Raw genomic sequence first — 23,326 nt, 5'->3', positions numbered from 1 at the left:
GACTGGTCAAGAGCCATCGTGCGTCGTGTCTTTCTGTGAGTAGCTTTAGTCGGTTCTCACTGACCATCGCACGATGGCTCACCACGTCAACGACGTGACACCCAGCACCGAGAACTACACCACCCCAGGGGACGCCACCCGTTTACAGTCAACTCATCGGCGAAACTTGGGTGCATGCGGTCGCCCTTTGATGCCGACAATTGGGAGCTCCTCTCTAACAACTCCACGCAGATCAGGGACACATACTGATGCGTGCTTCAAGGATCATCCTTCCAGCCCTTGTCGCGGTGGCTGCCGTCTTCCTCGGGGCCTGCTCTTCGTCAATCGGGACGCGCATTGCGTCGCCGACTCCCGTGACTGACCGCTCCGATACCGGCGTGGTCGGACACGGTATGGAGTTGCTTCCGAGCGAGACTCTGACCGATTGGGTGACGTATGCGGATGCCGTCGTCACTGTGAAGGTCGTCGACACACGTCGGGGGGAGCTCTCAGCCGGCGAACAGGAAGCGGGGGAGGGACTCGAGCTTCGTTCCGTTACGCTCGAGGTTGCCGATGTCATCTGGCGTTCAGGGCGCGGCGCCGACACGCCGACTCAGATGACGTGGTCGTACGGTGGATGGGTCGTCTCAGCGGACGACGAGGAGCGGCGATTCCTGATCGAGGACGCCGTCCAGCTCGACGCATCACACGAGTATCTTGTTCCGATCTTGTTCGGTGGCCTTCCCGAAGATCAGTGGAATCCGCTTGCTGCACCCGCGATCTTGTCCTTCGACGGAGGCGTCGCGGGCGCGGGTGAGGCCGTGTTCACGTCGGAAGAAGGCGAACCGCATCGCTCGTCGGCGGCGAAGGAGCTCTGGGGTCTCGATCGCTCAGCCGTTGCAGACATCCTCGCGAATACGGCGCCTGATCCGGCAGCTGCGGACTTCATGGATCTGCCGGCGCTCGAGCGGTACCAGGCGGTAGCCGAAGGTACCCGCTGAGCGTGTGACGTCAGGCCGCAGGGTCGATCGGCCGGGCGGGGAGTCGCACGGTGAAGGTCGTCGAACCGGGCTCGGATGCCACCGAGAGCACGCCCCCGTGACCGTCGACGATCGCCTTCGCGATGGACAGGCCGAGGCCCGTGCCGCCGGTCTGCCGCGCACGTGACGTATCCGCGCGCGAGAACCGCTCGAACAGCTCGTCGGCGATGTCGGGGCTGATGCCGGGGCCGTCGTCGTGGATGCGCAGGAGCGCGTCACCGTCCTCGACGGCGACGCTCGCCGACACCGTGGTTCCGGCGGGGGTGTGCAAGCGGGCGTTGGCGAGAAGGTTGGCGGCCACCTGGTGCAGGCGCGAGGTGTCACCGGCGACGATGACCGGCTCATCGGGGACGTCGATCACCCACTCGTGGTCGGGACCGGCGGCGCGGGCATCGGCGACGGATTCGATGGCGAGACGGGTGAGGTCGACGGCGCCGTAGACGAGCTCCTGGCCTTCATCGAGCCGGGCGAGCAGGAGCAGGTCCTCCACGAGCGCTGACATCCGCAGCGACTGCGCCTGGATGCGCTCCAGCGACTCGCGGGTCGTCTCGGCGACGACGCCGGCGGGGGCGGTGCCTCCGGCCTCCTGCTGACGGATGCCGCGGAGCGACAGCTCCGAATAGCCGCGGATCGAAGCGAGCGGGGTCCGGAGCTCGTGGCTCGCGTCCGCGACGAAGGCGCGCATCCGCTCCTCGTTGCGCTGGCGGGCGGCGAGGGAGGTGTCGACGTGGTCGAGCAAGGTGTTGAGGGCGAGGCCCACTCGCCCGACCTCGGTGTGGTCGTCGATGTCTTCGTCGGGGACGCGTTCCGAGATGCGCACCGCCCCCTCGGCCATCGGGGTCGCGGCGACCCGTGTGGCGGTGTTGGCCACCGAGCGGAGCGGCTGGAGCTCGCTGCGGATGATGAGGGCGATGACCGCGGCGAGGACGAGCAGACCTCCCGCCGTCAGAAGGGTCACGGTCGTCACGACGCGCGCCGTGATCGCGCTGACCTCGGAGGTCGGCATCCCGACGATCAGGTAGATGCCGGACGGGTCGTCGGCGATGTGGATTCGGTATTCGCCGATGTCCTCGAAGGTGTGGGTCGCCCACCCGCCGCCATCGAAGCGGAGCTCGCCGATGCCGCCGGTGGGGAGGGCCGTGGCCTCGCCCTCCTCGTCGATGTATGCGCTGGAGGTGCCGGCGAGGTTGCGGGTGATGACGAGGGTGCCCGGTTCGGCGGGCCCGCGCTCGAGCATCTGCTCGGCGGTTGCGTTGGCGGAGAAGTCCACGCGGTCCTGGGCGCGGAGCACCTGCGAGTCGAGGTTGTCGCTCACGATGCCGCCGAGCAGGGCGCCACTGGCCATGCCGGTGCTGATGACGATGACGGAGACGAAGGAGACCACCGCCGTGATCAGCCGAGCCTGCAGGCTCCACCGGGGGTGCCGGCGTCGAACGGGCAGCTTCACTGCGGCGCTTTGATCATGTAGCCCACGCCGCGCACGGTGTGGATGAGCGGCTCGCGCCCCGCGTCGATCTTCTTGCGGAGGTAGGAGATGTAGAGCTCGACGACGCTCGATCGCCCGCCGAAGTCGTAGTTCCAGACACGATCGAGGATCTGCGGCTTGGAGAGCACCCGGCGCTGATTGCGCATCAGGTAGCGGAGCAGCTCGAACTCCGTCGCGGTCAGCTCGATCTCGACGCCGTCACGGATGACCTCGTGGGAGTCCTCATTCAGGGTGAGGTCGCCGACGCGCAGGATCGGGTCGGCCGCACCCGCCGACGCGCCCGCGCGCCGCATGAGCCCGCGCAGTCGGGCGACGACCTCTTCGAGGCTGAACGGCTTCGTGACGTAGTCGTCACCGCCCGCGGTGAGCCCGGCGACCCGATCGGCGACTGCGTCGCGCGCGGTGAGGAAGAGCACCGGCACGTCGTCACCGCTCTGACGAAGCCGCTGCAGCACGGCCATGCCGTCGAGGTCGGGCATCATGATGTCGAGCACCATGGCGTCGGGGGTGAACTCGCGTGCCGCGGCCAAGGCGTCGAAGCCCGACGAGGCGGTTCGGACCTCCCAGCCCTCCATGCGCAGGGCCATCGAGAGCAGGTCCGTGAGCATCTGCTCGTCGTCGACGACGAGGACGCGCAGGGGGGATCCGTCGGGGCGCTGCAGGGCGGGGGCGGGGGAGGTCATGACGCCATTGTTCTGCCTTCCCTATGGAGAAGCTATGGCGCCACCTCTGCGTTTGCTATGAGGAGCATCCGGGTGTGGCGCGGCAGTGCTCATAGCGTTCCCCTCACTGCGCCAGGGGAGCGCCATCGAGAGAGTTCCTAACGTCGGGTCCCGTGGCGCAGTGCGCGCCGAGAAGGAGATCCGATGTACCTGACCTATCTGCGCCGCGAGCTGTCCGGGCGCAAGAAGCAGACGATGATCGTGGCGGCGGGTCTCGCACTCGCGATCGCGCTGGTGATCGTCGTCAACGCCCTGTCCGCGGGCGTGCGCGATGCGCAGGAGGCAGCCCTCGCCGCCGTGTACAGCGTGGGCACCGACCTCACCGTGACCGGATCCTGCGCGTTCTCGAGGGGTTGCACGCCGAGGGGCTGACCCCCGCCGTCACGCGGTGCGCGGGCGGCGCGGCGAGGGCGGGGAGAGCAGGAATGCGAGCAGGAGCATCAGGCACATGCCGATGACCGCGCCGGTCGTGTTGGCGACGACGTCGCGCACGTCGGAGACACGCGAATCGAGGAACACCGACTGGGCCACCTCGATGCCGACGCTCGCCAGCGCACCGAGGATCGGCGCAAGCCACCACCCGCGCACGCCGAACCAGAGCACCGCTATCACCCCGAGGGGGATGAACATCGCGACGTTCGACCCGAACTCCACGCGGTCGAACGTGATCCACGCGGTCGCCTCACGCTGCGCGAACCAGCCGAGCAGCTTGTCGAGCGCCGAGGCGATGTCCGAGCCGTACGGAGCGGCGCGCAGGGTCAGCCATCCGACTGCCCACGCGTAGATCGCGGTCAGGATCGCCAGCACCACCCGCGCAGCGGCGCGATGGACGCGCAGCGCGGTGTCGTCGCGGCTCAGTGCGTGTCCTCTGCTTCGATCTCGCTGCGGTCTCCCGACCACACGGTGTGGAAGGTGCCGTCCTTGTCGGTGCGGCGGTAGGTGTGGGCGCCGAAGAAGTCGCGCTGCCCCTGGATGAGGGCGGCCGGGAGGCGGTCTGCGCGGAGCCCGTCGTAGTAGGCGAGGGATGAGCTGAAGGCGGGTGCCGGGATGCCGGATGCCGCCGAGATGCGGACGATCTCGCGCCAGGCGTCCTGGGTGCGGCCGAGTGCTTCGACGAAGTACGGGGCGGTCAGCAGGACGGGCAGTTCGGGTTCGGCGTTGTAGGCGTCGGCGATGCGGTTGAGGAACTGGGCGCGGATGATGCACCCGCCGCGCCAGATCTTGCTCACCGCACCGAGGTCGATGTTCCAGTCGTATCGGGCGGCGCCGGCACGGATCTCGTCGAAGCCCTGGCTGTAGGCGACGATCTTCGACGCGTAGAGGGCGAGGCGGACCTGTTCGACGAACGCGTCCGCGTCTTCGACGGTGAAGTCCTCGGAGGAGGGGCCGGGGAGGGATCCGGAGACGTCGCGCTGCTCGCGGTGGCTCGACAGCGACCGTGCGAAGGTGGCCTCGGCGATACCGGAGACGGGAACGCCGAGGTCGAGGGCCGTCTGCACGGTCCACGCGCCGGTGCCCTTGGCGCCGGCCTCGTCGACGATGACGTCCACGAGAGGCTTGCCGGTGGCGGCGTCGGTCTGGCGGAGGACTTCGGCGGTGATCTCGATGAGGTAGGACTCGAGTTCGCCGCGGTTCCATTCGGCGAAGATGTCGGCGATCTCGGCGGGGGTCTTGCCGGTGCCGCGACGGATGAGGTCGTACGCCTCGGCGATGAGCTGCATGTCGGCGTATTCGATGCCGTTGTGGACCATCTTCACGAAGTGGCCGGCACCGTCGTGGCCGACGTGCGTGACGCACGGTTCGCCTTCGGCGACCGCGGCGATCGAGGTGAGGATGGGGCCGAGGGTCTTCCACGCTTCGTCGGGGCCGCCGGGCATGAGGGAGGGGCCGTTGAGGGCGCCTTCCTCGCCACCGGACACGCCCATGCCGACGAAGTTGAACCCGGCTTCGGCGACGGCCTTCTCGCGGCGGATGGTGTCGGTGAACAGGCTGTTGCCGCCGTCGATGATGATGTCGCCGGGCTCGAACACGCGCATGAGCTCGTCGATCACGGCATCCGTGGGCCCTCCGGCCTTGACCATGATGATGGCGGTGCGCGGCTTCTGCAGCGAGGCGGCGAACTCCTCATACGTGAAGGCCGGGACGAACTCCGCCTCCGGGTGCGCCTCGAGCAGCTCGTCGGTCTTCGACCGGGAGCGGTTGAACACGGCGACCGTGTTGCCCTCACGCGACGCGAGGTTGCGGGCAAGGTTCGAACCCATGACCGCGAGACCCACCACGCCGATGTTCGCGGGCCCGGTGCCCGAGCCGGTGGCCTCAGCGGCCGGAGTCGTGGGACGGTCCACCTCTTCGGGGCGGGGTGCGCCTTCGTGCGTCGTCGTCGCTTCGTCCGGGGCCTGATCCTGATCGGTGGACGGGCCGGTGGGGGAAGGGGTCGACGCCATACGTTGCTCCAGCGGGGTGTGGTGGGAAGGGGGAGAGGACGTCAGTCCACGAGGCTCATCGTAGTGGGCGGCCACAGCGACGACGTCGGGACGGACACCGGGTCGATAGACCGACGAAGCCCTCGGTGCGGTGTGGCGACGAGGGCTTCGGGGTGTCTGCGGGGTGGCTCAGTTGTCGTAGTTGCGACCCATGACGAAGAGGGCACTGATCGTGGCGACGGCCGTCACTGCCGTGAGTGCGCCTACGAACCACATCAGTGCGTGGGACATCCATCCGTAATCCATCGTTCCTCCGTCGCTCAGGGATCCGTGGTCCAGCCTACCGGGGCCTGATAGACTCGTTGCGAACTTCGGCGAGGGACGTGCTCACGCGCGTCCGTGATCGACGCGGTGATGCAGGCTTCGCGGCTTTCCTCACGCGCATGCGTTCGAGTCGAAACACAGACCATCCCTGAGGCGCTTTCCCGCGTCGCAGATACCTGGGCCGCGATGGCCCGCAAGGAGAACATCCATGTCGACTGAGACCGACACCAAGGTCGTCGCCGAGCTGCGCGAGCAGTTCGGCAAGGGCTTCGCTCGCCGTCTGCGCGCTGCGGGCAAGATTCCCGCCGTCATCTACGGCCACGGCACCGCCCCCGTTCACGTGGCCCTGCCCGGCCACCAGGTCTTCCTGCTGGTTCGTCGTGCGAACGCCGTCCTGGAGCTCGAGATCAACGGCGAGCAGCAGCTCACCCTGGTCAAGGACGTCCAGAAGGACCCCGTGCACCAGATCATCGAGCACATCGACCTCCTCGTCGTGAAGAAGGGCGAGAAGATCCAGGTCGACGTCCCCGTCGTCGTGACCGGTGAGTCGTTCGCCGGCACCATCGCGGTGCAGGACGCCACCACCGTTCTGCTCGAGGTCGAGGCCACCCACATCCCGCAGAACATCGAGGTCTCGGTCGAGGGTCTCGAGGAGGGCGCGCACATCACCGCCGCCGACCTGACGCTCCCGAAGGGTGCGGCCCTGCTGGCCGACCCGGAGACGCTCGTCGTCGCCGTGTCCGTTCCGGCCGCGCCGGTCGAGGAGGAGGAGACCTCCGAGGACGAGACCGCCGAGGCTCCCGCCGAGGAAGCTGCCGCTGAGGAAGCCTCCGAGTAATTCCGCATTCCGTTCGAAGCCCGTCGCCGCATCGCTGCGACGGGCTTCGTCGTCGAAAGGACGCGCATGGCTGACACGTGGTTGATCGTCGGGCTCGGCAATCCGGGTGCGCGGTACGAGCCGACGCGGCACAACGTGGGTCAGATGGTGATCGACGAGCTGGCGCGCCGTCGCGCGGAGTCGCTGCGTGCGCACAAGGCGAACGCTCGGGTCGCGGAGACGTGGCTGCGGCCGGGTGGGGCGAAGCTCGTGCTCGCGAAGCCGAACTCGTTCATGAACGTGTCGGGTGGTCCGGTGGCGTCGCTGGCGAAGTTCTACGGGGTGCCGGCGGAGCGGGTCGTGGTCGTCCACGATGAGCTGGACATCCCGTTCGATTCGCTGAAGCTGAAGGTCGGCGGGGGGCACGGCGGTCACAACGGCGTGCGGGATGTGGCGAAGGCGCTGGGGACGCCGGAGTTCCCTCGCGTTCGGGTCGGGATCGGTCGGCCGCCGGGTCGTCAGGATCCCGCCGACTGGGTGCTCGACCCGTTCGGATCGGCGGAGCGTGGGACGCTGCCGATGGTGTTGTCGGATGCCGCGGACGCCGTCGAGCTGCTCGTCGACGAGGGTCTGCTCGCCGCGCAGCAGCGATATCACGCACCGCGCGTCTGACGCGCCGCTGCATGGCCTCGCGTCAGGCGCGCCCTGCGCTTGAGGCGGTGCAATAGTGGCGGCTACTTCCCGCGTGACCCGGTTCAGAAGGGTGCGGGTGTGGTGTCGGCAGGGGTGAACGCGACGGCCGGGGTGGGTGCGTCTTCGCGGTAGATTCTGCCGAGGGGTGAGATCCATTCGAGGACGCCACCCGAGAGTTGTCGGACTCTCCAGGCGGTGAACTGTTTCATCGAATGGTGTCGTTGGCACAGGTGACCCAGGTTTCGGGTGGTCGTCTCACCGCCGAGCGCATGGTCGATGGTGTGGTCGACTTCACACCGGATGGCCGTCATGCGGCATCCGGGGAACCGGCAATGCTGGTCTCTGGCCTGTAGGTATCGGCGCATCTTCTGCGGCACCCGATACGTGTCGACCTCATGCACCGTGCCGGTCACGGGGTCGGTGAACAGTCGCTCCCATGCCGGCTGATCGCCGGCAAGACGTCGAGCCGTCTTCGCGTCGATCGCCGACCGTCCGACGAGGTCCGCGGGGCCGTCCTCTTTGCCAGTGAGACAGCTCGCCGTCACAACGACCTGCACGCGCGCACGGATCGCGCCGAGGGGCCCGGCGGTCGTGTCGCGGGTGTCGTCGAGGGCTGGGGTGCCGGCGAGGAGCAGGTCGGCGAAGATGTCCGCACGAACCTGATCGGTCGAGCGGGTATCGGTCACGGCAGCCTCAGCCCGGGATGTTGCCGCGTCGGTGACCGCCGGCTCGCCGTTCGCGGCCCGCTCCCCACGCGTGTCGATCACCGCCCGGGCCTGCTGGGTGAGGCGGTCGTGGATTCCCTCGGCGATCACCGTCGGGAGCGTGGCGATCAGATCCGACATCCCGTCACGCGCCGGCACCAGCCGCACGCACCGGGTCGCGGCAGCCTCGACGTGTCGTTCGGTGAACGAGCGGGGGTGCATCCGCTGCGCGAGGATCTCCAGCCCCGGCCGCACCCGGTTCGGAGTGTCCTTCTCGCACCGCGCGATCGCGGCCGCCTCGAACTCGGCCCGCATCTCCACCGGAACAACAGAACCGGTGTCGACGATGACGAGGACGTGACCACGGGTGATCCGTCCGGTCTCCCATGCCGCGACCGACGCGGGATAGCCCTCGATGATCGTGCGGGCCTCGTCGATGCGGCGTTGCACGGTGCGATCCGTGATCCGCATCACCCCGCCGACTTCGGCGGCGATGGAGCGGAGTGCCATGTCCTGCGCGGCGACTTTCCGGGCGACGCCGATGGTCTGCGACTGCGCCAACCGGCCGGCTTCGGCCAGCACCCGCAGCTGGGCGATCTGACCCGCCGCGACCTGGCGTTCGACCGCCTCGACCTGATGCACGATGCCCGCGAGCGACGCGAGGAAAGCGTCCGATCCGGGGGCCTCTGGCGTGCTGGTCATACCTCCATTGTGGTGAGGGCCTCCGACATCGAACCGTCGCTGCCCCGTACAGTCGACGCAGGTCAGCCAACCGCCACCGCCCGTCACCTCCCGCCCCGCCCACCCCGAGCCCCGCGTAGACTCGTCCGGTGACAATTCCCGGGATCGTGCGCGCCCTCGAGCAGGCTGACAGTTTCCGGGAGGCGCTCGCCAGCGGCATCTCGGATGCCGAGTTCTCGGCGGTGACGGGCATCGATGCGCCCCTGCTCGCCGGACTCCTCGAGAAGCGGCAGTCAGCCGGCCGCCCCGCGGCTCTCCTCGTCGTTGCGCCCACCGGCCGCCGCGCCGAGAGCCTCGGCGCAGCCCTGCAGTGTCTCCTCCCGAATGCCGCGGTGCGTCACCTGCCCGCCTGGGAGACCCTGCCCCACGAGCGTCTCAGCCCGAGCGCCGAGACCGTCGGCCGGCGCCTTAGCGTCCTCCGCGAAGCCGCGCACTGGGACGGTTCCCACCCCCTGATCATCACCGCCTCGGTCCGCGGCGCGCTGCAGCCCTTGGCCGCGGGACTCACGGATGCCGGTGTCGTCGACCTCACGCTCGGCTCCCGCGGCCACGAACTCGACGACGTCGTCCGGCGCCTCGTCGAGCTGGCGTATCACCGCGTCGACATGGTGTCGCGTCGCGGCGAGTTCGCGGTGCGCGGCGGCATCCTCGACGTGTTCCCGCCGGTCGCCGACCACCCGTACCGCGTCGACTTCTTCGGCGACGAGATCGACCAGATCCGCGCCTTCTCGGTCGCCGACCAGCGCTCCCTCCCCGGCGAGGTCACACAGGTCACCCTCCTCCCGAGCCGGGAGCTGCTGCTGACCGACTCGGTCCGCGAGCGCGCGCAGAATCTGCGCGACCGGATGCCGGGCCTCGGCGCGATGCTCGAGAAGATGAGCGAGGGCATCCCCGTCGAGGGCATGGAGTCTCTGCTCCCGGCCGTCGCCGACGCGGTCGTCCCACTCATCAGCTACCTCCCCGAGGGTGCAGCCGTCGCCGTCGCCGATCCGGAGCGCGCCGTCACCCGTGCGATGACCCTCGCCGAGACGAACCGCGAGTTCCTCGAGGCGGCGTGGAGCGCCGCCACGGCCGGAGCCGACAGTCCCGTCGACCTCGGCGCCGGCGACTTCCTGTCCCTGCCCGACCTGCGCGCGGCGGTCGCCGACCGCGGCGGGGTCTGGTGGACGTTCAGCGCGTTCGATTCGGGCGCAGCGGATGCCGCGGCCGAAGGTCTCCTGAGCGACGACGGCTCCGTCCGCGTCCCGGCCGCCCCCGTGCCGTCCTTCCACGGCAACGTCGACGGCGCGACCGACCACGTCGCACAGCTGCTCGGCGACGGCTGGCGCGTCGTGATCGCGGCATCCGGAACCGGCCTCGTCGACCGCTCCCGCGACGTCCTCTCGGAGCACGGTCTCGCGGCGCGCGCCGTCGACGCGGTGACCGACCTCCCCGAGCCCGGGGTCGCGCTCGCGACCGTGGCGACGCTGGAGGCCGGCTTCCAGTTCCCCGACGCGAAGCTCGCCGTCCTCACCGAGAGCGAGTTCTACGGCCGCACGATCGGCGGCGACAACCGCGTCGTGAAGAAGCTCGCTTCGCGCCGGCGCAACGTCGTCGACCCGCTGCAGCTCAAGCCCGGTGACCACGTCGTGCACTCCACGCACGGCATCGGCCGCTTCGTGGAGCTCGTGCAGCGAGAGGTCTCCTCCGGCGGCCGCAACGCGGTCAAGAGCAAGCGCGAGTACCTCGTCCTCGAGTACGCGCCCTCCAAGCGCGGCCACCCCGGCGACAAGCTCTACGTCCCCACCGACCAGCTCGACCTCCTCTCGCGCTACGTCGGCGGCGAGGCGCCCCAGCTGTCGAAGATGGGCGGCTCGGATTGGGCGGCGGCCAAGGGCAAGGCGCGCAGGGCGGTCCGCGACATCGCTGTCGAACTCGTCAAGCTCTACTCCGCGCGCATGTCGTCGCGCGGCCACGCCTTCGGCCCCGACACCCCGTGGCAGCGCGAGCTGGAGGAGGCGTTCCCGTTCGCCGAGACGCCCGACCAGCTGCAGACGATCGACGAGATCAAGGCCGACATGGAGAAGCCGATCCCGATGGACCGGCTCCTCTCGGGAGACGTCGGCTTCGGCAAGACCGAGGTCGCCGTGCGCGCCGCGTTCAAGGCGATCCAGGACGGCAAGCAGGTCGCGATGCTCGTCCCGACCACGCTCCTCGCCAAGCAGCATCTCGAGACCTTCACCGAGCGGTTCGCCGGTTTCCCCGTCAAGGTCCGGCCGCTGTCGCGGTTCCAGACCGAGAAGGAGGCGAAGGACACCCTGGCCGGCATCACTGACGGCACCGTCGACATGGTGATCGGCACCCACCGCATCCTCACCGAGAAGGTCATCTTCAAGGACCTCGGGCTGATGATCATCGACGAGGAGCAGCGCTTCGGCGTCGAGCACAAGGATGCGCTGAAGAAGCTCAAGACGAACGTCGACATCCTCGCGATGAGTGCGACGCCCATCCCGCGCACGCTCGAGATGGCTGTCACCGGCATCCGCGAGATGTCGACCCTGGCCACGCCTCCCGAGGACCGGCATCCGATCCTCAGCTACGTCGGCCCGCGCAGCGACAAGCAGATCGCCGCGGCGATCCGGCGTGAGCTGCTCCGCGAGGGCCAGGTCTTCTATGTGCACAACCGGGTGTCCTCGATCCAGCGGGTCGCCGCGCAGCTCGCGGACCTCGTGCCGGAAGCGCGGATCGCCGTCGCGCACGGTCAGATGGGCGAGCACGCGCTCGAGCAGGTCGTCGACGACTTCTGGGAGCGCCGCGCCGACGTGCTCGTGTCGACCACGATCATCGAGACGGGCCTCGACATCGCCAATGCCAACACGATGATCATCGACCGGGCCGACAAGTACGGCCTGTCGCAGCTGCACCAGCTGCGCGGCCGTGTGGGTCGCGGCCGAGAGCGCGCCTACGCGTACTTCCTCTACGACGAGAACAAGCCGCTGAGCGAGACCGCCGCCGACCGCCTCGAGACGATCGCCGTCAACAACGACCTCGGCTCGGGCATGCAGGTCGCACTCAAGGACCTCGAGATCCGCGGCGCCGGCAACCTGCTCGGCGCCGAACAGGCCGGTCACATCGCGGGCGTCGGGTTCGACCTGTACCTGCGGATGATCGGCGAGGCTGTCGCGACGTTCCGCGGCGAGGAGACCGAGGGGCCGACGGAGCTGCGACTCGAGCTGCCCGTGCAGGCGCGCATCCCGGAGTCGTACATCGACAGCGAGCGGCTGCGACTGGAGGCGTACCAGAAGCTGTCGGCCGCGGCTGCCGTCACCGCGGCGCCCGACGCGATCGACCTGGTGCTCGAAGAGCTGCGTGACCGCTACGGGGCGCCGCCGGCAGAGGTCGAGGGCCTCATCGCAATCGCCCGGCTCCGCCGTCGCGCCGCGGCATCCGGTCTGTCCGACGTCGTCGCGATGGGGCCGAACCTGCGCATCGCGCCGGCGCACCTCGCCGATTCGATCCGCGTCCGGCTGCAGCGTCTGCACCCGAAGTCGAAGGTCGTCGCGGGTGGCGAGGCGATGATCGTCCCGCTCCCGACCGCCGCGGGTGAACCGCTCGCGGACGTCGACCTCATCGCTTGGACCGGCCAGCTGCTCGACCAGATCTTCCCGCTGCCGGAGCCCGCCGCCGACGCGAAGGACTGACCGAGCGGATGCCGCGCGCCGGCCGGATGCCGCCTCCGGGCCGCCAGCGCCCGACCGTCACCCGGTGTTCTGGAGCCCTGCGGCGACGCCGGAGACCGAGAGCAGCAGCAGGCGCTGCAGATCGGGATCCACCTCGCCGGAGTCGGCGGCGCGAAGCCCGCGCAGAGCCCGCAGCTGCAGCAGCGACAGGGCGTCGACGTAGGGGCTGCGCATCTTCACCGCCCGGGAGAGCACGGGACGATTGCCGAGGAGCTCGGTGCCGCCGGTCAGACGCACCACCCACGAACGGGTCAGCGCCATCTCGTCGCGGACGAGCGCCGCGAGGTCCTCGCGGTCGCCGAGGGTCAGGTAGTGCCGGGCGATGCGGTCGTCGGCTTTCGCGAGACTCATCGCGACGTTGTCGATCATCGTGCGGAACAGCGGCCACTCGTCGTACGCGCGCTGCAGGGTGTCAGGGTCGCCGACGGCATCGAGCGCCGTGCCGAGACCGAACCAGCCGGCGAGATTGATCCGCGCCTGCGTCCACGCGAACACCCACGGGATCGCGCGGAGGTCTTCGAGTGACTCGACCGACAGACCGCGCCGGGCAGGGCGGGACCCGAGGGCGAGGAGACCGATCTCCTCCATCGGGGTGACCTGCGCGAACCACGGCGCGAATCCGGGCGCCTTCACGAGCGAGAAGAAGCGCTCGCGCGAGGCGGAGTCCATGACCGCGGCGATCTCGGCGTAGCGCTCGGCGGCGTCGCGGTTGCGCTGCTCGATGGCGGGGGAGGAAGCGAGCAGGGTGGCCGCGGCGACCTGGTCGATGTGGCGCATCGCGATCGCCGGATCGCCGTACCGCGCGAAGATGACCTCACCCTGCTCGGTGAGCTTGAACCGGCCGTCGACGGAGTGCGGCGGCTGCGCGAGGATCGCGGAGTTCGCCGGTCCGCCGCCGCGGCCGAGCGCGCCGCCGCGGCCGTGGAAGAGCGTCAGCTCGATGCCCTGCTCGACCGCCCACGCGGAGATGGCTGCCTGCGCTTCGTAGAGCGCGAGGTTCGCCGCGACCGGCCCGACGTCCTTCGACGAGTCGGAGTAGCCGAGCATGACTTCGAGCCGGCGGCCCGTCTGAGCCAACCGCTCGGTGAACGCGGGGTGCGTCACGATCTCGGCGAGGATGCCGGGCGCCGCCTGCAGGTCGGCGAACGTCTCGAACAGTGGGATGACGTCGAGCACCGGGGGAGTCCCGGCGGGACCGACGGCGTGACGCGCGAGCAGGTGGACATTCGCGAGGTCCTGCGCCGACTGCGTGAACGAGACGATGTAGCGACCGGCAGCCCGCGGGCCGTACCGCTCCTGCAGGAAGGCGATCGTCCGGAAGACCTCGAGCACCTCTTCGGCGAGCTCCGACCGCGCGCCGCCGGCCTCGAGTTCGGCGAGAACCTTCCTGTGCACGGCGGAGTGCTGGCGCACCTCCAGTTCGGTGAGGTGGAAGCCGAAGGTCTCCACCTGCCACAGCAGCTGCTGCAGGTGGCCGTACGCCTGCCGGGGTGCGCCGCCGCGCACGAGCGAGTCCTGCACGACGCGCAGGTCGGCGAGCAGGTGCTCCGGGTCGCGGTAGGCGAGGTCGGCGTCGCGGGTGCGCGTCGCGGCGATCTTCCGGGCCAGCAGCAGCATGATGCGCCGGTACGGCTCGTTCGGGGAGCGCTGCGCGATGTCGGATGCCGCGTCCTCATCGGCATCCTTCAGTCGCTGCCACAGCGCGGTGAGTTCCGGCGTCGGCGGGGTGGAGTCCGCGCCGAGGGTCAGGGTGCGCCCGACGCGGCTCGCGGTGCGCTCGAGGCCGAGAAGCACATGCTCGCTCGCGATCGCCGCGGCGGTGCGGGTCGTCTTCGCGGTGACGAACGGGTTGCCGTCGCGGTCGCCGCCGACCCATGAGCCGATCCGCACGAAGGGCCGCACGAGCGGTGCCCGGGCGCCGGCGTCGGCGCCGTGGAGGGCGTCGTCGACGCGCCGGTACACATGGGGCACCGAGGTGTACAGCGTCTCGTCGAAGATCGCCATGACCGAGCGGACCTCGTCGGTCGGCGAGGGCTTCTCCGGTCGCAGCGGAGCGGTGCGCCACAGCGTGTCGATCTCCTCGAGGATCCGGCGGTGCGCGCGGCGCTGGTCGGCGCTGTCGTCCCCGGCCGCGTCACGGTCGTCGAGCAGGGCAGCGAGGCGGCGGATGCTCGCCGAGACCGCGCGGCGTCGAGCCTCGGTGGGGTGGGCGGTGAACACCGGGTGGAAGCGGAGTGCCTGCAGGCGCTGCAGCGCGGCATCCGGCCCGATCTCCTCGGCAAGGTGCCGGTACGCGGCCGTGATGGAGTCGCTCGCGTCGGTCCCGTCGACCCGGCCGCCCCGCTCACGGAGGATCCGCACCCGCTGGTGCTCCTCGACGAGGTTCACCAGGTGGAAGTAGCAGGTGAACGCCCGGGCCACCTCCTCGGCGCGTTCGAGGGTGAATCCGTCGGCGATGGATGCCGCGCGTGCGAACGCCTCCGGCGTCTCGTCGGTGTACGCCTGGATGGTGGCCACGCGCAGGCGTTCGACGTCCTCGAACAGGCCGGGCGAGCCGCTCTCCTGGAGGACGCGGCCCAGCATCGCACCGAGCGCGCGCACATCGGCGCGCATCTGCTCGGGGATCTCCTGTTCGGCCTCGTAACGTCCGACGAGGTCGATGGCTTCAGTGGGGGTGGGTTCGTGCACCCGTCCACGCTAGCTGTGTCTCGGCGGCCGCCCCGCACAGATGACGGACGGCGGCGGCGGGGGACCCCGGAAGGATGGGTCAGATGATGCCCTGCGCCACCATCGCGTGCGCGACGCGCTCGAAGCCGGCGGAGTTCGCGCCCACGACGTAGTCGCCCGGGCGGCCGTAGCGCTCGGCGGCGGCGAACGCGGCGTCGTGGACGTCGCGCATGATGGCGCGCAGCTTGTCCTCGCTATCGGTGAACGTCCAGCGCTGGCGAGCGGCGTTCTGGCTCATTTCCAGGGCGGACGTGGCGACACCGCCGGCGTTCGCGGCCTTGCCCGGTGCGAACAGGACGTCCGACGACTGGAAGGCGGCGACGGCGTCGGGGAGGGTCGGCATGTTGGCGCCCTCCACCACGATGCGCACGCCGTTGCCGATGAGGGCCGCGGCATCGTCCGCATCGATCTCGTTCTGCGTGGCTGACGGGACGGCGACGTCGACGGGCACCGACCAGGGACGCTCGCCCTCGACGAAGCGGGCGGAGGTGCGGGCGGCGGCGTACTCGGCGATGCGGCCGCGCTCGACCTCCTTGATCCGCCGGAGCAGATCGAGGTCGATGCCCGCGTCGTCGACGACGTAGCCGGAGGAGTCGGATGCCGTGACAGGCAGCGCCCCGAGCTGGTACGCCTTCTCGATCGCGTAGATCGCGACGTTGCCCGAGCCGGAGACACCGACGCGCAGGCCCGACATGTCCTCGCCGCGCACGGCGAGCATCTCCTGCGCGAAGAACACGGCGCCGTACCCGGTGGCCTCCGTGCGAACCTCCGCGCCGCCCCACTGCACGCCCTTGCCCGTGAACATGCCCGACTCGTGGCGGTTCGTGATCTTGCGGTACTGCCCGAACAGGAAGCCGATCTCGCGTGCGCCGACGCCAATGTCGCCCGCGGGGACGTCGGTGTGCTCGCCGAGGTGGCGGTACAGCTCGTTCATGAACGACTGGCAGAAGCGCATGACCTCGCCGCGCGAGCGGCCGTGCGGGTCGAAGTCGCTGCCACCCTTTGCGCCGCCGATGCCCTGGCCGGTGAGCGCGTTCTTGAAGATCTGCTCGAAGCCGAGGAACTTGATGATGGAGAGGTTCACGGACGGGTGGAAGCGCAGTCCGCCCTTGTACGGGCCGAGCACCGAGGAGAACTGCACGCGGTAGCCGCGGTTGACCTGGAGGTGCCCGGCGTCATCGACCCACGGGACGCGGAACATAATCTGACGCTCGGGCTCGACGGTGCGCTCGAGGATGCCGGCCTCGGCGAACTCCGGGTTCGCTTCGATGACCGGTGCGATCGAGTCGAGGACTTCGTGGACGGCCTGCTGGAATTCGGGTTCGTGCGGGTTGCGGGCTCGGACGGTCTCGAACACCGAGGCGACGGATGCGGGCAGCGGGGGGAGGGTCTCGGACACGAGTGGTGCTCTTTCTCAGGGCCGGGGGGACGGCGCGAACCGACTCAGCCTAACGAAGGGCGGGTCACCCTGCGGTCTGTGTGACGACGTCGTACTGTGGCCATCAAGACGAGGCGAAGGAGCCGGTCATGGAGTTCGAGCACCTCGGGGCGAGGCCCCGCATCTCTTCCGGCGCTGTCGTCGCCCCCTCGGCGGTGATCTCCGGCGACGTCACGATCGGGGACGGCTGCCAGATCCTGCACGGCGCGGTGATCACGGCGGAGGGCAGCCCCATCGTGCTGGGCGAGAACGTCATCGTGATGGAGAACGCGCTCGTGCGTGCCAGCTCGGTGCACGCCGCGCGGATCGGGTCGCACAGCCTCGTCGGGCCGATGGCATCCGTCGCCGGCGCGACCATCGCGGACCAGGTCTTCCTCGCCAGCGGGACGCGGGTCTTCAACGGCGCACGGGTGGGGGAGGGCAGTGAAGTGCGCGTCAACGCCGTCGTGCATCTGCGGACGGTGCTCCCGGCCCGCTCGGTCGTGCCGATCGGCTGGGTCGCCGTCGGGGATCCCGTGGAGATCCTCGCGCCCGACCAGCACGAGCGCATCTGGGAGCTGCAGCACGACCTTGATTTCCCCGGCTATGTGTTCGGCCTGGACCGCGACACCCCTGACCTGATGGTGCAGCTCACCGAGCGCTACGGCGCCGCCCTGGCGCGGCACCGGCACGACCGGCGGCTGGACTGAGCTCACGCCCCGGTACAGTGGTCGATGGTGTGCCGGGAAGTCTGGTCGGTGGTTCCATTCCCGACCCCGGAAGGTCGCCCGTGAAGCTGCTTCGCTCCGCCCGTTTCCCCGCCGTGCTCCTGCTGGTCTCCGCAGCGCTCGGCCTCATCCTCGCGAACTCGGCCTGGGGGGAGGCCGCGCTCGCCGTGAAGTCGACGTACATCGGCATCCCCGGCGTCTTCACGCTCTCCGTGGGTCACTGGATCGCCGACGGGCTTCTCGCGGTGTTCTTCTTCACGGCGGCGATCGAGCTGCAGTACGAGCTCACGAGCGGTCAGCTCAACTCGCCCCGAAAGGCGGTGCAGCCGATCATCGCGGCGGCCGGCGGCGTCGTCGTTCCGGTCGCGGCCTACCTCCTCATCGCCGGCGGCGCGGAGACGGCCGCCGGCTGGCCCATTCCGACCGCGACCGACATCGCCTTCGCCCTCGGCGTGCTCGCGGTGTTCGGCCGCGGCCTGCCCTCGGGGCTGCGCGTCTTCCTCCTGGCGCTCGCGATCCTCGACGACATCGTCGGCATCGTCTTCATCGCGGTGCTGTTCACCAGTGACGTCGACCTGCTGATGCTCGGCGCGGCCGTCGTATGCCTCGTGATCTTCCGCCTGCTGAGCGGAGCCCTAGGCGGGCGCAACCACCGGTTCGTCGTGGTGAGCCTCATCGTCCTCGCGATCGCGACGTGGTTCTTCGTGCATGAGTCCGGCGTCCACGCCACGATCGCCGGTGTCGCCCTCGGTCTCGTGATGCGTCAGCAGCCGGCGCTGCGCACCCGTCACGCCCTCGAGCCGTGGGTCAACGCGATCGCCCTCCCGCTGTTCGCCCTCGCGGCGTCGCTCGTGGTCATTCCGCAGGTGTCGCCAACCGAACTCTCGCCCGCGTTCTGGGGCGTGGCCGTCGCGCTGCCGGTCGGCAAGATCATCGGAATCACCCTCGCCGGCTGGATCTCGATGCGCGCGGGCGGCGTGCAGTTGTCCTTCGGTGACCTGCTCGCCGCGGGAGCGCTGGGAGGCATCGGCTTCACCGTCTCGCTGCTGATGAGCGAACTCGCGTTCGGGACGGATGCCGCGGTGCGCGACCAGGCGACCCTCGGCGTGCTGGCGGGTTCGGCCGTGGCGCTCGTGCTCGCGGCATCCCTCGTATCGTTGCGAGCATGGCACTACCGACGACACCCGGTGGAGACGGTCTGATCGACCCCCGCGACGCCACCGATCCCGCACGCGAGGTCACCGACCCGCTCCGCGCAGCTGCCGACACGATGCGCGCCGTGCGGGAGCGCTGCGTGTGGACGCGGCGGATCGATCACCGCGCGCTCGTGCCCTACCTCCAGGAGGAGGCGGCCGAGCTCATCGACGCGGTCGAGACCGGCACCCGCGCAGATGTGCGTGAGGAACTCGGCGACCTGCTGTGGCAGGTGCTCTTCCACGCCGAGATCTCGTCCCGCGACACGGAAGAGCCGTTCGACATCGACGATGTCGCGCGCACGCTGACCGAGAAGATGACCCGGCGGCATCCGCACGTCTTCGGCGACGCCGTGGCGACGACGCCCGAAGAGGTGCTCGTGCACTGGAACGCGGCGAAGGCGGCCGAGAAGCGCACCCGTACGAGCGTGCTGGACGGCGTGTCCGCGCACATGCCGCCGCTCGCGCTCGCCCAGAAGCTCCTCGGCAAGGCCGCCGCGGTCGGTGTGACCCCCGGCGCCGCCGCGCAGCCCGTCGAGACCGAGGCCGACCTCGGCGATGCGCTGCTCGCGCTCGTCGCCGAGGCGCGGGATAACGGGTGGGATGCCGAGCGCGCACTCCGCGATCGCCTGCGCACGCTGACGGCCGAGGTCCGGGCGGCAGAGACCCGTCTGCGAGGATAGGGGGGTGCCCTCCGTGAACCCGCCGCGCGGCATGCGCGACTTCCTCCCCGCCGACAAGGCCCGCCGTGAGCGGGTGCTCTCGATCATCCGTGAGCGATACCGGGCGCACGGCTTCGACGAGATCGAAACCCCCGTCGTGGAGGACTACGAGCGCCTCCACGCCGGCATCGGCGGCGACAACGAGAAGCTCGCCTTCAACGTGCTGCGCCGCGGCCTCGACGCCGACGGCATCCGCGCCGCCGCCGACGACCCCGCCGCCCTCGCCGACCTGGGCCTGCGCTACGACCTCACGGTGCCGCTGGCCCGCTTCTACGCCACCAACCGCGCGCAGCTGCCCGCCGTGTTCCGCGCGATCCAGATCGCACCGGTCTGGCGGGCCGAGCGCCCGCAGAAGGGTCGCTACCGCCAGTTCGTGCAGTGCGACATCGACATCATCGGCGACGCGACGCCGCGCGCCGAGGTCGAACTCCTCGTCGCGAGCCTCGACGTCCTCGACGCGCTGGGCCTCCAGGGCGGCGAGATCCGCATCAACGACCGTCGCGCGCTCGACGCGATGCTCGCCGCGTTCGGCTTCGCCGACGACGAGCGCCCGGGCGTTCTCATCACGATCGACAAGCTCGACAAGGTCGGCGTGACCGGAGTCATCGCCGAGCTCTCCGAGCGGGGGGCGACCCCCGACGCGGTGTCGGCGTTCGAGACCTTCCTCACCCGCCCGCAGACCCGTGACGTCGTGCCGTACGGCGAAGCCCAGATCCGTCGCGCTCTGCCCGAGGGCATCGATGACGAGGTCGTCGCGCACCTGGTGGGCATCGGCGACGCGGTGGCCGCCGCGCGCGGTGCGGGGGAGATCCCGCTGCGCTTCGATCCGTTCCTCGTGCGCGGCATGGGCTACTACACCGACACGATCTACGAGCTCGCGCACCCGTCGGTCTCGTATTCGCTCGGGGGCGGAGGCCGCTACGACGGCATGATCGGCCGCTTCCTCGGCCAGGACGTCCCCGCTGTGGGCTTCTCGATCGGCTTCGAGCGGATCGTCGACCTCGTCTCCGCGGGGGAGGATGCCGCGGCATCCGCCGTCGTCCTGATCCACGACCGCGATGTCCCCGTCGCTGAGCTCGCGGCGCACAAGGCGGCGCTCGTCGCGCGCGGCTCCCGCGTGCGGCTGGAGCAGCGGACCAAGAACCTCAAGGGGCTTCTGGAACGGTCGGCCGCCGACGGCTACACGTCGTTCGCGACGGTCGCTGCCGGTGCTGCGGTCGATGAGCTGGAGCTGCGTCCGCTCGGCTGATGCGCAGCCGTGTGGGTCAGGCGTTGCGGGCGGCCGTGACGCGCTTCTTCTCGCGGATGTAGACCTCGCGGCGGACCCGCGCGACGACGTCGCCGTGACGATCGCGGATGTCGGTCTCGAACCACTCGAGCACCTTCGCGCCGCCTTCGGCACGTTCGCGGATCGCCGCCACCTGGGCGGGGGAGACGGTGAAGTGCGCCGTGAGGACGCCGCGGCCGGGCTTGACGAACTCGATCTCGCCGCGGGTGTCCCAGACGACGTAGTCGCCGCCGAGCTGGTGACGCACGAGCATGAAGAAGTACGGGTCGGTCATCGCCGACATCGACCCGCCGAACGCGGTCTTCACGTAGTTGCGCGTGATCAGGTTGACGTGCAGCTCGACGGTCGCCGAGGTCCAGTCCGGCGAGAACCTCTTGACCCGGATGCCGCTGAAGAGGTTCGGCGCCCACAGGCTCATGCCGAAGGCGAGAAGTCGGGGGGTCATGCGCATGGCCGTCAGTGTGGCGAGCAATCAGCCGTCGCGCGGAATCGATTGTCGTGACCGCACAACGCGGGCGCGGGCCTGGTCAGGCTCGTCGGCGTCGGACCACAGCCCGACCGATCATCCCCGTGGCGACCACAGCGACGCCGCCGACGACGGACTGCCACGGAAGGGTGAACCCCAGCACGACGCAGCCGATCAGCCCCACGACCTGGAGGACGCGCGGGTAGAGCCGCACGTCGTGCTGCTGCCGGAGGGCGGCGAGGTTCGCGACCCCGTAATACAGCAGCACGCCGAAGGAGGAGAACCCGATCGCGCCGCGCACGTCGACCAGCAGCACGAGAGTCACCGCAACCGCGCCGATCGTCAGCTCCGCGCGGTGCGGCACGTGCCACCGAGGGTGGACGGCGTCGAGCACACGGGGCAGGTCGCCCTCCCGAGCCATGGCGAACGAGGTGCGACCGAGTCCGGCGACGAGGGCGAGGAGGGCGCCGAGGGATGCCGCCGCGGCGCCGACCTGCACGAGGGGCACTGCCCACGCGGCATCCGCTGCCCGAACAGCGTCGGCCAGCGGGGCGGTGGAAGATCCGAGTCCGTTGACGCCGAGCGCGCTGAGCAGGGCGACCGCGACCGTCACGTAGACGAGGAGGGCGCCGACGAAGGCGAGCACGATGGCGCGGGGGATGGTGCGCGACGGATCCCGCACCTCTTCGCCGAGGGTGGCGATGCGGGCATAGCCGGCGAAGGCGAAGAAGAGCAGCCCCGCCGCCTGCAGGGTCCCGTACATCCCGCGATCCCCGACCCCGAGGGCGACTCCGCCGCCGGTCGTTCCGGTGAAGATCCCGCCCACGGTGATGCCCAGCACCACGAGGACGAGTGCGACGAGGACGGCGGTGGCGAGCGCGGTCCGGGTGATCCCGAACACGTTGATGACGGTGAGGGCGATGATCGCGAGCGCCGCGACGACCCGTTCCCCGCCGGCGGGTGCCACGTACGCGGCGAAGGTGAGCGCCATCGCCGCGCTGCTGGCGGTCTTGCCGATGACGAAGCCCCATCCGGCGGCGAAGCCCCACCACGGGCCGAGCTCCGCGCGGCCGTACGCGTACACCCCGCCCGAGGTGGGGTGCACGCGGGCGAGCTGCGCCGTCGACGTCGCGTTCGCGAAGGCGACGATCGCCGCGAGCCCCAGTGCGAGCAGCAGGCCGTCACCGGCGGCGGCCGCCGCCGGCGCGAAGGCGACGAACACCCCGGCGCCGATCATCGAGCCGAGACCGAGGACGACGGCCCCGGTCAGACCGAGTCGACGTTGCAGGGAGGGCGCGCTCACCCGCCGAAGGGTAGCGCAGGCCGGTGACGCGATCGCCCAGCAGCTTGACGCGTGCCATCCCGCCACGCGACGCTGGCGGGATGGATGAGCCCACCGCCGAACGCTGGAACGACGTCGACACCTACTTGACCGAGACCCTGGTCGAGGAGGACGGTGCGCTCCGGGCGGCGGTGGCCTCGCTCGCCACGGAGGGGCTGCCGCTCATCGAGGTGGCGCCGCTCAACGGCAAGCTCCTCCATCTGCTCGCCCGGATGGTGCGGGCGGAGCGGGTCCTCGAGATCGGCACGCTGGGCGCCTACTCCACCATCTGGCTCGCGCGTGCCCTCGCCGCGAGCGGGCGCGTCGTCACGATCGAGGCGGAGCCGCACAACGCCCGAGTGGCGCGCCACAACCTGGAGCGGGCCGGTGTCGCCGATCGCGTCGACATCTGCATCGGGCGGGCCGCGGACGTGCTGCCGACCCTCGTCGACGAAGACCCCTTCGACCTCGTCTTCATCGACGCCGACAAGGAGTCCAACACCGTGTACCTGGACTGGGCCGCGAAGCTCGGTCACCCCGGCACCGTGGTCGTGCTCGACAACATCGGCCGCGACGGCGAGATCGTCCGCGACGACTCGACGGACCCCAAGGTGAACGGCACGCGCGCGGGGCTGCGGATGCTCGGGGAGGACCCGCGCTTCGACGCCACGGCGCTGCAGACGGTCGGGATCAAGGGATGGGACGGCATCGCGCTCGCCCTCGTCGTCTGACGCGGGCGGATCCCCCCGGCTCGTCTCCGGGTGCGGTCCGACGCCGGGGATAGACTGGGCGCGGATCGACGACGCTCCACACACC

At 70.1% G+C, this 23,326-nt stretch carries 19 protein-coding genes; 10 read left to right on the top strand and 9 right to left on the bottom strand.

Features of this window, described 5'->3' with window-relative positions; translation table 11 throughout:
* The first annotated feature begins 353 nt into the window (after positions 1 to 353).
* Positions 354 to 980 carry a hypothetical protein gene (locus tag ACHFGS_RS09085; protein ID WP_394279636.1) on the top strand — a complete coding sequence of 209 codons (627 nt, stop codon included), beginning with the start codon at positions 354 to 356 and terminating at the stop codon, positions 978 to 980.
* Between the two features lie 10 nt (positions 981 to 990).
* On the opposite strand, the gene ACHFGS_RS09080 is transcribed toward ACHFGS_RS09085, so the two are convergent.
* Together ACHFGS_RS09080 and ACHFGS_RS09075 are read right to left on the bottom strand one after the other, a co-directional pair.
* Positions 991 to 2,364, bottom strand: a complete 1,374-nt coding sequence (locus tag ACHFGS_RS09080; protein ID WP_394279639.1) for a sensor histidine kinase — start codon at positions 2,362 to 2,364, stop codon at positions 991 to 993.
* A 98-nt stretch (positions 2,365 to 2,462) separates the two neighbouring features.
* Positions 2,463 to 3,188 carry a response regulator transcription factor gene (locus tag ACHFGS_RS09075; RefSeq protein WP_394279635.1) on the bottom strand — a complete coding sequence of 242 codons (726 nt, stop codon included), beginning with the start codon at positions 3,186 to 3,188 and terminating at the stop codon, positions 2,463 to 2,465.
* Positions 3,189 to 3,371: 183 nt separating this feature from the next.
* On the opposite strand from ACHFGS_RS09075, the gene ACHFGS_RS09070 reads away from it, so the two are divergent.
* Entirely contained in the window at positions 3,372 to 3,599 is a 228-nt protein-coding gene (locus ACHFGS_RS09070) for a hypothetical protein (RefSeq protein WP_394279634.1), read from the top strand.
* A gap of 9 nt (positions 3,600 to 3,608) precedes the next feature.
* Here ACHFGS_RS09070 and ACHFGS_RS09065 read toward each other — a convergent pair whose 3' ends face one another.
* Together ACHFGS_RS09065 and gndA are read right to left on the bottom strand one after the other, a co-directional pair.
* Positions 3,609 to 4,037, bottom strand: coding sequence for a VanZ family protein (locus ACHFGS_RS09065; RefSeq protein ID WP_394279633.1), 429 nt, complete (start codon positions 4,035 to 4,037; stop codon positions 3,609 to 3,611).
* Positions 4,038 to 4,081: 44 nt separating this feature from the next.
* Positions 4,082 to 5,671, bottom strand: coding sequence for an NADP-dependent phosphogluconate dehydrogenase (gene gndA, locus ACHFGS_RS09060; RefSeq protein WP_394279632.1), 1,590 nt, complete (start codon positions 5,669 to 5,671; stop codon positions 4,082 to 4,084).
* A 511-nt stretch (positions 5,672 to 6,182) separates the two neighbouring features.
* Between gndA and ACHFGS_RS09055 the strand changes: the two genes are divergently transcribed.
* Complete coding sequence (locus tag ACHFGS_RS09055; protein WP_394279631.1) at positions 6,183 to 6,812, top strand: 50S ribosomal protein L25/general stress protein Ctc; 630 nt, start codon at positions 6,183 to 6,185, stop codon at positions 6,810 to 6,812.
* A 66-nt stretch (positions 6,813 to 6,878) separates the two neighbouring features.
* Positions 6,879 to 7,463 (top strand): aminoacyl-tRNA hydrolase, encoded by a 585-nt coding sequence (pth, locus tag ACHFGS_RS09050; RefSeq protein ID WP_394279630.1) that lies wholly within the window; start codon positions 6,879 to 6,881, stop codon positions 7,461 to 7,463.
* An 83-nt stretch (positions 7,464 to 7,546) separates the two neighbouring features.
* Here pth and ACHFGS_RS09045 read toward each other — a convergent pair whose 3' ends face one another.
* Positions 7,547 to 8,890, bottom strand: coding sequence for a DUF222 domain-containing protein (locus ACHFGS_RS09045; RefSeq protein WP_394279629.1), 1,344 nt, complete (start codon positions 8,888 to 8,890; stop codon positions 7,547 to 7,549).
* Positions 8,891 to 9,018: 128 nt separating this feature from the next.
* Here ACHFGS_RS09045 and mfd point away from each other — a divergent pair, with 128 nt between their 5' ends.
* Positions 9,019 to 12,609 (top strand): transcription-repair coupling factor, encoded by a 3,591-nt coding sequence (mfd, locus tag ACHFGS_RS09040; RefSeq protein ID WP_394279628.1) that lies wholly within the window; start codon positions 9,019 to 9,021, stop codon positions 12,607 to 12,609.
* A 57-nt stretch (positions 12,610 to 12,666) separates the two neighbouring features.
* On the opposite strand, the gene ACHFGS_RS09035 is transcribed toward mfd, so the two are convergent.
* Positions 12,667 to 15,336, bottom strand: a complete 2,670-nt coding sequence (locus ACHFGS_RS09035) for a phosphoenolpyruvate carboxylase (RefSeq protein ID WP_394279627.1) — start codon at positions 15,334 to 15,336, stop codon at positions 12,667 to 12,669.
* Positions 15,337 to 15,415: 79 nt separating this feature from the next.
* A complete protein-coding gene (gene gdhA, locus ACHFGS_RS09030; protein ID WP_394279626.1) occupies positions 15,416 to 16,774 on the bottom strand; it encodes an NADP-specific glutamate dehydrogenase in 1,359 nt (452 codons plus the stop codon).
* Positions 16,775 to 16,902: 128 nt separating this feature from the next.
* Here gdhA and ACHFGS_RS09025 point away from each other — a divergent pair, with 128 nt between their 5' ends.
* From ACHFGS_RS09025 to ACHFGS_RS09010, 4 genes are all read left to right on the top strand, one after another.
* Positions 16,903 to 17,502, top strand: coding sequence for a gamma carbonic anhydrase family protein (locus ACHFGS_RS09025; protein ID WP_394279625.1), 600 nt, complete (start codon positions 16,903 to 16,905; stop codon positions 17,500 to 17,502).
* Between the two features lie 80 nt (positions 17,503 to 17,582).
* Positions 17,583 to 18,722, top strand: coding sequence for a Na+/H+ antiporter NhaA (locus tag ACHFGS_RS09020; RefSeq protein WP_394279624.1), 1,140 nt, complete (start codon positions 17,583 to 17,585; stop codon positions 18,720 to 18,722).
* Positions 18,686 to 19,396 carry a MazG family protein gene (locus ACHFGS_RS09015; RefSeq protein WP_394279623.1) on the top strand — a complete coding sequence of 237 codons (711 nt, stop codon included), beginning with the start codon at positions 18,686 to 18,688 and terminating at the stop codon, positions 19,394 to 19,396. Before ACHFGS_RS09020 ends, ACHFGS_RS09015 begins: the two co-directional genes overlap by 37 nt.
* Positions 19,397 to 19,427: 31 nt before the next feature.
* Positions 19,428 to 20,684, top strand: coding sequence for a histidine--tRNA ligase (locus ACHFGS_RS09010; RefSeq protein ID WP_394289388.1), 1,257 nt, complete (start codon positions 19,428 to 19,430; stop codon positions 20,682 to 20,684).
* 16 nt (positions 20,685 to 20,700) lie between these two features.
* Here the strand turns inward: ACHFGS_RS09010 and ACHFGS_RS09005 are convergent, their stop codons facing one another.
* Positions 20,701 to 21,174: a DUF4442 domain-containing protein gene (locus ACHFGS_RS09005; RefSeq protein ID WP_394279622.1), complete on the bottom strand. Its 474-nt coding sequence runs from the start codon at positions 21,172 to 21,174 to the stop codon at positions 20,701 to 20,703.
* 76 nt (positions 21,175 to 21,250) lie between these two features.
* Positions 21,251 to 22,492 (bottom strand): APC family permease, encoded by a 1,242-nt coding sequence (locus tag ACHFGS_RS09000; protein ID WP_394279621.1) that lies wholly within the window; start codon positions 22,490 to 22,492, stop codon positions 21,251 to 21,253.
* 80 nt (positions 22,493 to 22,572) lie between these two features.
* On the opposite strand from ACHFGS_RS09000, the gene ACHFGS_RS08995 reads away from it, so the two are divergent.
* Positions 22,573 to 23,241, top strand: coding sequence for an O-methyltransferase (locus ACHFGS_RS08995; protein ID WP_394289387.1), 669 nt, complete (start codon positions 22,573 to 22,575; stop codon positions 23,239 to 23,241).
* Positions 23,242 to 23,326: the final 85 nt, after the last annotated feature.

Origin of the sequence: Microbacterium sp. (assembly GCF_043427715.1) — a bacterium.
Lineage (GTDB): Bacteria > Actinomycetota > Actinomycetes > Actinomycetales > Microbacteriaceae > Microbacterium.
The sequence above is the reverse complement of the archived record's forward strand: the minus strand, read 5'-3'. Positions and strand labels throughout refer to the sequence as shown.

What these genes read in the sequence shown, in the direction of transcription:
- ACHFGS_RS09080 (WP_394279639.1), bottom strand. Translation starts at nt 2,364, where the DNA reads ATGGCCAGTGGCGCCCTGCTCGGCGGCATCGTGAGCGACAACCTCGAC.
- ACHFGS_RS09075 (WP_394279635.1), bottom strand. Translation starts at nt 3,188, where the DNA reads ATGACCTCCCCCGCCCCCGCCCTGCAGCGCCCCGACGGATCCCCCCTG.
- ACHFGS_RS09070 (WP_394279634.1), top strand. Translation starts at nt 3,372, where the DNA reads ATGTACCTGACCTATCTGCGCCGCGAGCTGTCCGGGCGCAAGAAGCAG.
- gndA (WP_394279632.1), bottom strand. Translation starts at nt 5,671, where the DNA reads ATGGCGTCGACCCCTTCCCCCACCGGCCCGTCCACCGATCAGGATCAG.
- ACHFGS_RS09055 (WP_394279631.1), top strand. Translation starts at nt 6,183, where the DNA reads ATGTCGACTGAGACCGACACCAAGGTCGTCGCCGAGCTGCGCGAGCAG.
- pth (WP_394279630.1), top strand. Translation starts at nt 6,879, where the DNA reads ATGGCTGACACGTGGTTGATCGTCGGGCTCGGCAATCCGGGTGCGCGG.
- ACHFGS_RS09045 (WP_394279629.1), bottom strand. Translation starts at nt 8,890, where the DNA reads ATGACCAGCACGCCAGAGGCCCCCGGATCGGACGCTTTCCTCGCGTCG.
- ACHFGS_RS09025 (WP_394279625.1), top strand. Translation starts at nt 16,903, where the DNA reads ATGGAGTTCGAGCACCTCGGGGCGAGGCCCCGCATCTCTTCCGGCGCT.
- ACHFGS_RS09015 (WP_394279623.1), top strand. Translation starts at nt 18,686, where the DNA reads ATGGCACTACCGACGACACCCGGTGGAGACGGTCTGATCGACCCCCGC.
- ACHFGS_RS09010 (WP_394289388.1), top strand. Translation starts at nt 19,428, where the DNA reads ATGCGCGACTTCCTCCCCGCCGACAAGGCCCGCCGTGAGCGGGTGCTC.
- ACHFGS_RS09005 (WP_394279622.1), bottom strand. Translation starts at nt 21,174, where the DNA reads ATGCGCATGACCCCCCGACTTCTCGCCTTCGGCATGAGCCTGTGGGCG.
- ACHFGS_RS08995 (WP_394289387.1), top strand. Translation starts at nt 22,573, where the DNA reads ATGGATGAGCCCACCGCCGAACGCTGGAACGACGTCGACACCTACTTG.